Source organism: Myxococcus xanthus (assembly GCF_013116825.1).
Lineage (GTDB): Bacteria > Myxococcota > Myxococcia > Myxococcales > Myxococcaceae > Myxococcus > Myxococcus xanthus_B.
The window spans coordinates 38,361-47,654 of record NZ_JABFNS010000065.1 but is presented as its reverse complement, the minus strand read 5'-3'; the positions used below and the strand labels follow the sequence as shown (position 1 = coordinate 47,654).

Genomic DNA, 9,294 nt, shown 5'->3' with positions numbered 1-9,294 from the left:
GGGGACGAGGGGCCGCGGCCTGGGGCGCGGCGCTGGTCTCCACGGCGAGGGGCTCTTGCGCGACGGAGCGCGCCAACCGCTCCACCATGTCCGTGGTGAGCGACTCCTCTTCCATGGCCGCGGCGGGCGGCGGTGGCGGCGGGGCCACCTGGGCTTCCGGATCCAACGCCGCCGCGAGCTTCGCGAAGCGCAGGGCCAGGGGCTGGCGGTAGATGGTGGAGACCCACTCGCGGACGCGCACCTCGGTGGCCACCCAGAGCTCGAGCGGCTTGCCCAGGAGGAAGCCGACCTCGTCGAGCTCCTTCTTGGGCACCGGGTAGCCGCTGGCGACGTGCAGCGTGTTGCCGTCCAGGGACAGAGGGACGACGCACAGGCGCTCGGCGATTTTGGGCGGGATGAAGGAGGCGACTTCGGGATTGGGCTCGAAGTCCATCAGGTTCACCGGCATGAAGCCGGAGACCTCTCCGAGCATCGCGAGCACGTCCGCCTCGCTGGCGACGCCCTGCTCCAACAGCACGGAGTCCACCTGCCCGCCCAGGGTCTGGTGCTGACGCAGCACCTCCCCCGCCCTCTCCTGCGTGAGAAGCATGCGTGAGACGAGGAACTGGGCGAGACGGGCGGGCATGTAGGACGCGGCATCTTACGGCCGCGGCCGCAAGGCACAATGAGCCGGTGGTTCAGCTCGGTTGAACGACGAAGGTGGACGTCAGCTTGTCATGAAGCGTCTGCCCGCGCCGGTCGAAAAGCGCCATCCAGAAGCCACCGAGGAAGAAGACGAAGGACACGCCGGAAAGCAGGGCGCGCACGATGGCTCGTCCCGGTGCCGGGGCGATCCCATGTGTGTCCACCAGCCGCAGCCCCAGGAGCAGCCGTCCGAGCGTCCGGCCATTCCAGAGGAAGGCAGCCACCGCGCAGTATACGAGCGCGAGCACCAGAACGAGGAAAAACCCGGGCAGGAGGATGGTGTGGAAGGCGCGCAGCCAGGCCACGAAGGCATCGAACCCCGTCAGCCCCGCTTCCGGCGTCTTCAGCCCCGTCACCGACGAGGCCAGGGTGAGGTAGAGCGCCGCCACGCCGGCGATGGCCGCCGTGTCGATGGTGAAGGAGAGCAGCCGCCGCCACAGGGCGGCTGGACGGGCGCGCACTTCCGTGACGCCCGAGGCGGACTTGACCTGGGCCTTGGACGGGGGCGCCTTGATGGCCTCGGAGCGCGCCACCCCCACGGACACGCCGGGGAGGAGCGGCTCCATGTTCGGCAGGGCCGAAGGGGCCGCGGCCGGGGACTCCATCGCCGGGAGACCCGTGGAGGCGGCTTCCGCGTGCTCCATGCGAGGCAGTCCGGAAGTGGACGCGGCGGGAGGCGCCGCCTGCTCCATGCGGGGCAGGCCCGCGGGAGGTGCCGCCTGCTCCATGCGGGGCAGGCCAACGGGCGCAATCGCAGGAGCCGCCAGCTGTGCCGGGGCCTGCGGGCGCGGCGCGGGCGCCACCGGCGGCGTTCCATAGGCCGGCGTCATGGGAGAACCCGTCGCGGGCTGGGGCTGAGCGGCGCGAGGCGCGGCGGCGCCTGGCTGAGGCGGGCGCGGCGCGGCGTGAGGCAGCGCGGCTCCCGCATGCGGGGGTGCAGCGCCAGGCTGCGCGGCCCGAGGTGCGGCCTGCTGAGGCGCGGCGGCACCCGGCTGCGCGGCGTGGGGCAGTGCGGCACCGGCCTGCTGAGGCGCGGCGGCACCGGGATGCGCGGCGCGGAGGGCGGCGGCACTTGGCTGCGCGGCACCGACCTGCTGAGGCGCGGCGGCACCGGGCTGCGCGGCGCGGGGCGCGGCCTGCTGCTGGGCGGCGGCCCAAGGCACAGCGGCACCCGGCTGGGCGGCACCGGCCTGCTGGGGGGCGGCCCCCGGCTGCGCGGCGCGGAGGGCGGCGGCGCGTGCTGCGCCAGGTCGGCGAACGCGGGCGTGCCCGGGAGCGTCGATAGCTCTTCCTCGCGTTGCTCCGTGCGGCGGTCGATGCGGATGTCGCGATCGAGGAGGCTGGGCACTCCGGGTGAGCGGACAGTGACGGTGTCGCAGGCCGCGCACTCACCCACGGGTGGAAGCATGGCACCGCACTTCAAGCACTTGGACAACGGACTCCTCCCGGCTGGACGACTGCTACATGAAAAGACAGCCATGAGCCGGGGGCAAGAAAAGTGCGAGCCCCCGAGGTCCCTTGCTCGAAGGACCGTCAGGGGCTCATCACCGTGTCATGCGCGTATCCCAAGGGGGGACGTCGCGTGGAGAGTCCTTCACTCTCAGGCATGTACCCGTCGCCGTCCGGCCGCGCCCACCAGCAGGAGCACGACGATTGCGCCAATCACCGACATGATGATGCCTGCAGGCCTCAGCTCGAAGAGCCGACCATCACGCTGGAACAGCGAACCGACAAGGCCGCCCACGAGCGAACCGACCATGCCGAGCAAGGTCGTTGCGATGAGCCCCATGCTCTGCTTCCCGGGGAGGATGGCGCGGGCGATGAGACCCGCGATGAGGCCGATAACGATGAATGCGATGATCCCCATGAGTGTCTCTCCTGTGTTGAGGGTCCCCCTGAGGTCCCCTACGGCAGAAACGTAGGAATCATCTTCGGACAGTGTGAACCGCCCGCTCCGAGCGGTCGGCTGCCCCCCTGCTACCCGAGTTCGCCGTCCAGGTGCATCATCACCGCCAGCGCCGCGAGCGCCGCCGTCTCGGTACGGAGGATGCGTTTGCCCAGGGTGACTGGTCGCGCGCCCAGGGCCATCAGGGCATCCACTTCTTCACGCGCAAGCCCCCCTTCGGGGCCAATCACCAGTGCCATGGCGGTGCCCGCGCCCGCGGCCCGGAACGCTTCGCCCAAGGGCACGGCCGACTCTTCCTCGTCTAGCACGAGCAGCACGGTGCCCGCGGTCAGCGAGCGAGCCGCATCCAGCAGTGGGGCAGGCGTGGCCACGCGTGGCACGTCGTCCCTGCGGCACTGCCGAGCGGCCTCCTCGACAATCTTCGTCCACCGGGAGGTGCGCTCCTCCGCGCGCTTGGGCTCGAGCTTCACGACACTCCGCGCCGTGGCCACGGGGTGGAAGGCGGTGGCGCCCAGCTCGGTGCCCTTCTGGAGCACCAGCTCCAGCTTGTCGCCCTTGGGCAGGCCCTGAAGGATGCTGACCTCGCGGCGCGGGGGGGCCACGCGCGCGGCGCCCAACGTCACGCGCACGACATCGGGCGTGACGTGGGCCACGCGGGCCTCGAAGGCCCGGCCCTTCCCGTCGAAGACCTCCAGCGCGTCGCCTTCCTCCAGCCGCAGGACATGCAGGAGGTAGTGACGGCGCTCGCCGGTCAGCTCCACTTCGGCGGGAGCGGGCTCGGGCAACGGGGCGAAGAGGCGGACCAAGGCGATTTCTCCAGAGCGCGGGGGGGATGGACTCTGACCCTGGGGACCACCGACTTCAAGGTGTCAGGTTGGCAGACAGTTGCTCCGTGCGCGTCCTGGCGTGTGCAAAAGATGCGCTGACTGCGGAAGCCCAGGGTCCTCGCTGTTTGTGGGGGAGTTGAGGCACGATAGCGGGCAGTGCTCGTCACCATGCGCCGCAGCGACAAAGCCACATCACACTCCAACGAAGATGTGGTGCTGGCAACCAGCTCGCTTCAGGGCGAGCGCCGGGTGGCCATCGTCCGCGTCCTGGTGGTGTTGCTGATGGCGGTCAGCCAGGTCGTCATCGCCTGGGGCGGAGGGGAGACGTACTCGGCACCGGTGGATGGCGTGCGCCTGCAGGCGATGGCCGCGTACGTGCTCTTCTCCGTCGTCGCCATCGCCGTGCTGCTGCTCCAGAAGCCGCACCCGAAGCGGGCCCGGTGGCTGCCCGTGCCCACGACGCTGGCGGACACCAGCTTCTTCTCATTCATGGCGTGGCACACCTGGCGCATCTCCGGCGTCTACGATGCTGGCATGTTGTGCGCCAGCCTGGGCATGGTGCTGGCGTTCTCCGTGGTGCGGTACTCGTGGTGGCACGTGCTGTTGTCCACGGTGCTGTCCAGCGGCGCCTACGCGCTGCTCGCGTGGATGACGGGGCACGGCTCGGTGGCGCGCACCAGCTTCGTCCTCATCTGCTACGCCGCCTTGGGCGCGCTCATCGCGCTGACGAACTCGGAAGTGGGCGGCATGTTCCTCAACTTGCGGCGCCGCGACGGCCTGTCCCGCTTCCTGCCCCGCCAGGTGGTGGAGCGGGTGATGCAATTGGGGGATGCCTCCCTCCAGCCGGTGCAGCGCGACGTCACCATCCTCTTCAGCGACATCCGCGACTTCACCACCCTGAGCGAGACGCTGGACCCGGGCCAGGTGCTGGAGCTGCTGGACGACTACTTCGGGCACATGGCCCACATCGTCATGGCGCGCCACGGCATCGTGAACAAGTTCCTGGGCGACGGGATGCTCGCGTGCTGGGGCGTTCCGGATGCGCGCGAGAACCACGCGGAGCTGGCCATGCGGGCGGCGCTCGACATGCGCGCCAAGCTGGAGGACATCAACGCCCAGCGCGTGCAGCGAGGCCTGCCGCCGCTGCGCATCGGCATCGGGCTGCACACCGGCATGGTGGCGGCGGGCATGCTCGGCGGCGCCGAGCAGTACGAGTACACCGTCATCGGTGACGCGGTGAACCTGGCGTCTCGCGTGGAGGGCCTCACCAAGTCCCACGGCGTGGACATCCTGGTGAGCGAGCGGACGTGGCAGATGAGCGGCGGGCATTTCACGGGCGAGCGCCTGGGTGAAGCGCACGTGAAGGGCCGGCGGGAGTCCGTGGTCGTCTACTCCCTGCACGGCCCGCGCACCCATGAGGACATCCCGCCCGTGCTCAAGGCCGCGGCGGGCACGTAGCGCCTCGCCGCGGCTTGGGTGCTCAGGCGGGCTGTGACACGGCGGGGCCCGACATCACCTCGGCCCGCAGCGTCTGCTTCATGCCCAGCGAGAACAGGGCCACGGTGAGCAGGTACACGGGCTCGATGAAGAAGAGCAGGGGGCCGCCCAGGGACAGGCCATGCGTCTTCTTCTCGAAGACGACGTGCGCGCCGACGACGAGCGCGAAGCGCACGGCCATGACGCCCACCGCCACCGCGGCGGCGGTGCCCACAGGAAACCTCGCGACGACGGCCTCCGCGGCGAGCAGCGTGGGCGCCAGGGGCAGCGCCATCAGCAGCCCCGCCGTCCACTCCAGGGAGACGGCGTAGAGGACCACCGCGAGCAGCAGCACGTGCGCCGCCGTGAGCACTGTGTCACCCACGGGCAGCCGGACGAGGCTGAGCGGGACGAGCAACGCGAAGATGAACATGTAGGCCCCCACGAAGTGCACGGCGCGGCTGACGCCGTTCTCATGCAGGGGCAACCAGACGCGCAGCTTGTCGGCGAAGCTCGTCATGGCGTGGGACTACGCGCGGACCGGCGTGGTGGCGGCCTGCTGCTGCGGCTTGAGGACGTAGTCGCCCAGGAGCACCGCGACGAAGAAGAGCGGGCCCACCAGCGCGTGCACCAGGTTGGTGAGGAAGGAAGGCGACTTCTTCTCCCACACGCTGTGTCCGGCCAGTTGCACCAGCCACGCGAACGCGGCCATGACCACCACGCTCCACGTGGGCATCAGCCGGCCCACCGGGAAGCACGCGGCCATGAAGAGCACCACGATGATGCCCAGCTTCACGTCGGCGCGCAGGTACCAGACGGCAGCCAGGGCCAACACCACCATGCCCAGCGTCAGCGAGCCGCCGGGAATCGCGGGCACCGCCAGCAGGTGCACCCAGTCCAGCATCGCGACGATGTGGAGCACGATGAGCGGGATGGCGATTTTGTGCGTCAGCCGGTTCGTCGGGTGCTGATGCGAGGAGTAGTACTCGTCGAAGAGGGCGACGACATGGGGCTTGAGCATGCGTCCTCCGGAAGCGAAGGGGTGTGGATGCTCCGCAGCGTAGGGGAAGTGGCGCCGGGTTTCCTGGCCGCGGGCGCCAATCTCCTGGCAGCGCACGCCATCCGGGCTCAGCCCGCTTCCGGCCTTTCCCGCCAGACGCGGGGCGTCATGCCCGTCCACCGCTTGAAGGCGCGGTCGAAGGTGCTCAGCTCCGAGTACCCCAGAAGGAAGGCCACCTCACTGACCCCCAGGTGCGCGTCCCTCAGGTAGTCGAAGGCCAGCTTGCGGCGCACTGCGTCGACCTCGTCCTGGAAGGACGTGGCGTGCTCGGCGAGCCGGCGCTGGAGGGTGCGGGGGCTGACGTGGAGTTGCCGGGCCACGTCGCCCATCTGCGGGGCTCCGTCGCGCAGGGCGTCGCGGAGGGCGTCGCGGACCTGTTGCAGGAAGGGGGGCGTGGGGGGCGCCGCCGGTGGCTCGGCGGCGGGGGTGCCTGCGGCCCGCTCCAGGACGGACAGGAGGACGGGGTCCGCGTCCACCACGCGCAGCGCCAGCGTGGCCGCGTCCAGCGTCAGGGCGTTGCGGCCCGCGTCGAACGCCGGGGTGACACCAAAGTGCTGCTCGAGCGGGCGGAGGTCCGCGGGGGCGGGGTGGGCGAAGGAGACGTGGCGCGGATTCCACGGGTGTTCGGTGAGCTGGCGCCCGACATGGACGAAGAGGGCCAGCCCGAACTCGCTGGCGTGGCGGCCGTAGGCGAGGGGCTCGCCGGGGATGCCGTAGACGAAGGTGCCGCTGCCGTCCGGTGCGTCCTGGAAGGAGGCGCGCCAGGCGGGCTCCAGCAGCGCCAGGTACCGGGCCAGCGCGCGGAAGGTGTCGCGGACGGTGGGGGAGGCCCGGGCGATGTACTCCACCAGTCCGTAGTTTCCGCGCGGGACTCGCTGCGCCACGTGCAAGCCGAGGAAGGCGTCTCCGGACAGGGCCTCGGCCGCGTCGAGGAAGGCGTGCAGGGTGGCCAGCGGGAGGGTGACTTCGGGCAGCGCGCTCGCGTTGGCGGGCAGCCCGAAGCGCTCCACCAGCGGGGACGGGTCGCGCCCCGTCGCGCGCAGGTAGGCGAGCATCGGCCCCACGAGCTGGGAGCGGACGTCGGTTGGTGGCCGGGAAGGGGGCTGCATCTCCACGCGGGCGCGACGCTACCGTGTCTCAAGCGCGGGGCCCACCACCCTGGAGAGGCGCTGGGCGGTGCGGGCATGCCTAGAGTGGGGGCATGGACAATCTGGCTCACTCGCTCGTCGGTGCGTGGATGGCGGAGGCGGGGCTGAAGCGCACCACGCCGCTGGCCACCGCGACGCTCGTCATCGGCGCCAACCTGCCGGATGTCGATGGCCTCGTCACCCTGGCGGGCTCGGATGCGTCGCTCTACTGGCGCCGGGGCTGGACGCACGGGGTGCTCGCCCTGGCCCTGTGGCCCTTCGTCCTCACCGGGTTGATGCTGTTCTGGGACCGGTACGTTCGAAGGCGCAAGCATCCGGACCTGCCGCCGGCTCGCTTCGGACCGTTGCTGATGCTGTCCACGTTGTCGGTGCTGAGCCACCCCGCGCTGGACTGGCTCAACACGTATGGCGTCCGGCTGCTGATGCCCTTTGACGGGACGTGGTTCTACGGCGACGCGCTCTTCATCATCGACCCGTGGGTGTGGCTGCTCGCGGGCGCCGCCGTCATCATGGCGGATGCGCGCACGCGCAGGTCCGCCGCGGGGTGGGTGGTGCTCGGCGTGGCCTCCACCGCGCTCATCATGGTTCCCGCGTTCGTCCCGTGGCCCGCGAAGGTGATGTGGGCCGCGGGCGTGGTCGCCATCCTCTGGTTGCGGCTGCGTGGGACCCACGTCCTCTCCGCGCAGCGTGTGGCCCGGGTCTGCGGCGTGGGCCTGTTGCTCTACCTGGGAGCCATCTTCCTGGGCTCGCAGGTGGCCGCGCCGCGTGCGCTGGAATGGCTTCGCTCGCAGAACCTCCCCGTGGAGCGCGCCATCGCGGGACCGCTGCCGGCCAACCCCTTCGTGCGGGACATCATCGCCTTGGGGCCGGACCGCTACCACTTCGTCCGAGCCGACTTCCTGGCGGACGACGCGGGCCGCTTCCGCATCAGTGACGCCAGCGTGCCGCGTGAAGCCCAGCCCGGGCCTGTCATCCAGGCCGCGCTGTCGGCGCCGCAGATTCGAGGGCTGGCCAACTGGCTGCGCCTGCCCACGTATCAGGTGGATGAGCGCGCCGATGGATGGCGCGTCACCATCCGCGACGTCCGTTACTCCCGGATGCAGAGCGGCGGCTTGGGCACGGCGGTGGTGGTGCTGGATGGTGCGCTGCGCCCCGTCCGGGTCGAACGGCCGTAAGGGCATGTCCTCCGCTGCTCGCGATGCCGGGCGGGAGGTGGGGCCGGTGTCAAGGCAGGCGCCTGCGAGCGATGCCTGGCACCCCAGGGCCGCCGTCCCCGTGCATTCCTCACGGGGACGGCGCCACGCACTTCAGCGCTGCAGGTCGATGCGCACCCATTCGCCCTGGGTGGCGCCGGTCAGCACGGTGAGGCCCAGGTTGCGGTAGGCGGCTTCCACGTCCGCGCGCTGGTGGGAGAGCACGCCGGCCAGCACGAGCCGGTCCTTCGTCTTCGCCACAATCAGCGGGGCCAGCTCGATGAGCGTGTTGGCCAGGATGTTGGCGAGCACCAGGTCGAAGGTGCCCTCCACCTGGGTCAGCTCCTTGCCGGAGACCTCGATGTCCGGCGTGCCGTTCTCCGTCTGGTTCTCCTGCGCCAGCTCCACGGAGATGGGGTCGTTGTCGGTGGCCACGGTCCGGCCCGCGCCCAGCTTCTTCGCGGCGATGGCCAGCACGCCCGTGCCGGTGCCCACGTCCAGGACCGAGGCGCCCGGGTGTTCGGCCATGTACGCGTCCACCGCGGCCAGGCACAGGGACGTCGTCGGGTGGTCGCCGGTGCCAAAGGCCATCTTCGGCTCAATCACGAGCTGCACGGTGCCCGCGGGTGCGTTCGCCTTGTCCCATGGAGGACCGACCCACAACCTGCCCACATGCACGGACTTGATGAGCGACTTCCACTCGTTGCTCCAGTCCTGCTGGGGCTGCTCATCCAATGTGAGCTTCGCCTCGGGGAAGGACGCGGCCACCTCGTCACGGGCGGACTCGGCCGTGTCGCGCTCGTCGAAGTAGCCGATGATGATGGCCTCGCCAGGGTTCGGTCCGCGCACGCCCGGCATGAGGGGCGCTTCGCGGTCCCGCACTTCGAGGCCCAGCGCGCCCGACTCGTGGAGGAGGTCCTGTACGGCCTCGGACGCTTCCTCGGGCAACTCCACTGTGAGTGACAGATAGGTCTGGGACATGCGGGCCCTTTAATCCCAG

General features: G+C 70.6%; 11 protein-coding genes. 2 read left to right on the top strand and 9 right to left on the bottom strand.

The features are described 5' to 3' along the window. The 5 genes from HNV26_RS19995 to HNV26_RS19975 all read right to left on the bottom strand — a co-directional run. On the bottom strand, nt 1-625 hold a 625-nt coding region (locus HNV26_RS19995), incomplete at its 3' end, for a GspE/PulE/PilB domain-containing protein (protein ID WP_495525091.1). A gap of 52 nt (nt 626-677) precedes the next feature. Further along, a complete protein-coding gene (locus tag HNV26_RS19990; protein WP_253816823.1) occupies nt 678-1,514 on the bottom strand; it encodes an RDD family protein in 837 nt (278 codons plus the stop codon). Continuing rightward, the gene (locus HNV26_RS19985; RefSeq protein ID WP_171452853.1) at nt 1,511-2,092 is read right to left on the bottom strand and encodes a hypothetical protein; all 582 of its coding nucleotides are present in this window, start codon (nt 2,090-2,092) and stop codon (nt 1,511-1,513) included. Before HNV26_RS19985 ends, HNV26_RS19990 begins: the two co-directional genes overlap by 4 nt. A gap of 192 nt (nt 2,093-2,284) precedes the next feature. Beyond that, the gene (locus HNV26_RS19980; protein ID WP_140860942.1) at nt 2,285-2,551 is read right to left on the bottom strand and encodes a GlsB/YeaQ/YmgE family stress response membrane protein; all 267 of its coding nucleotides are present in this window, start codon (nt 2,549-2,551) and stop codon (nt 2,285-2,287) included. A 110-nt stretch (nt 2,552-2,661) separates the two neighbouring features. Next, nucleotides 2,662-3,396, bottom strand: a complete 735-nt coding sequence (locus HNV26_RS19975) for a 16S rRNA (uracil(1498)-N(3))-methyltransferase (RefSeq protein WP_171445541.1) — start codon at nt 3,394-3,396, stop codon at nt 2,662-2,664. 234 nt (nt 3,397-3,630) lie between these two features. Between HNV26_RS19975 and HNV26_RS19970 the strand changes: the two genes are divergently transcribed. After that, the gene (locus HNV26_RS19970) at nt 3,631-4,875 is read left to right on the top strand and encodes an adenylate/guanylate cyclase domain-containing protein (RefSeq protein WP_366816905.1); all 1,245 of its coding nucleotides are present in this window, start codon (nt 3,631-3,633) and stop codon (nt 4,873-4,875) included. Nucleotides 4,876-4,897: 22 nt separating this feature from the next. Here the strand turns inward: HNV26_RS19970 and HNV26_RS19965 are convergent, their stop codons facing one another. The 3 genes from HNV26_RS19965 to HNV26_RS19955 all read right to left on the bottom strand — a co-directional run bounded on the left by HNV26_RS19965 (nt 4,898) and on the right by HNV26_RS19955 (nt 7,068). Beyond that, nucleotides 4,898-5,413, bottom strand: a complete 516-nt coding sequence (locus HNV26_RS19965; protein ID WP_171445539.1) for an Mpo1 family 2-hydroxy fatty acid dioxygenase — start codon at nt 5,411-5,413, stop codon at nt 4,898-4,900. Nucleotides 5,414-5,422: 9 nt separating this feature from the next. Next, nucleotides 5,423-5,914 (bottom strand): Mpo1 family 2-hydroxy fatty acid dioxygenase, encoded by a 492-nt coding sequence (locus HNV26_RS19960; RefSeq protein ID WP_090486952.1) that lies wholly within the window; start codon nt 5,912-5,914, stop codon nt 5,423-5,425. A 107-nt stretch (nt 5,915-6,021) separates the two neighbouring features. Beyond that, on the bottom strand, nt 6,022-7,068 hold the full coding sequence (locus HNV26_RS19955) for an AraC family transcriptional regulator (protein ID WP_171452852.1): 1,047 nt from the start codon (nt 7,066-7,068) through the stop codon (nt 6,022-6,024). Nucleotides 7,069-7,154: 86 nt separating this feature from the next. Here HNV26_RS19955 and HNV26_RS19950 point away from each other — a divergent pair, with 86 nt between their 5' ends. Next, entirely contained in the window at nt 7,155-8,276 is a 1,122-nt protein-coding gene (locus HNV26_RS19950) for a metal-dependent hydrolase (RefSeq protein ID WP_171441727.1), read from the top strand. Between the two features lie 132 nt (nt 8,277-8,408). On the opposite strand, the gene HNV26_RS19945 is transcribed toward HNV26_RS19950, so the two are convergent. Beyond that, nucleotides 8,409-9,275 carry a 50S ribosomal protein L11 methyltransferase gene (locus HNV26_RS19945; protein ID WP_171441726.1) on the bottom strand — a complete coding sequence of 289 codons (867 nt, stop codon included), beginning with the start codon at nt 9,273-9,275 and terminating at the stop codon, nt 8,409-8,411. Nucleotides 9,276-9,294: the final 19 nt, after the last annotated feature.

Excerpts from the sequence above, each read along its gene's own strand:
- HNV26_RS19990 (WP_253816823.1), bottom strand. The coding sequence starts at position 1,514 with ATGACGCCGGCCTATGGAACGCCGCCGGTGGCGCCCGCGCCGCGCCCG.
- HNV26_RS19985 (WP_171452853.1), bottom strand. The coding sequence starts at position 2,092 with ATGCTTCCACCCGTGGGTGAGTGCGCGGCCTGCGACACCGTCACTGTC.
- HNV26_RS19980 (WP_140860942.1), bottom strand. The coding sequence starts at position 2,551 with ATGGGGATCATCGCATTCATCGTTATCGGCCTCATCGCGGGTCTCATC.
- HNV26_RS19965 (WP_171445539.1), bottom strand. The coding sequence starts at position 5,413 with ATGACGAGCTTCGCCGACAAGCTGCGCGTCTGGTTGCCCCTGCATGAG.
- HNV26_RS19960 (WP_090486952.1), bottom strand. The coding sequence starts at position 5,914 with ATGCTCAAGCCCCATGTCGTCGCCCTCTTCGACGAGTACTACTCCTCG.
- HNV26_RS19950 (WP_171441727.1), top strand. The coding sequence starts at position 7,155 with ATGGACAATCTGGCTCACTCGCTCGTCGGTGCGTGGATGGCGGAGGCG.
- HNV26_RS19945 (WP_171441726.1), bottom strand. The coding sequence starts at position 9,275 with ATGTCCCAGACCTATCTGTCACTCACAGTGGAGTTGCCCGAGGAAGCG.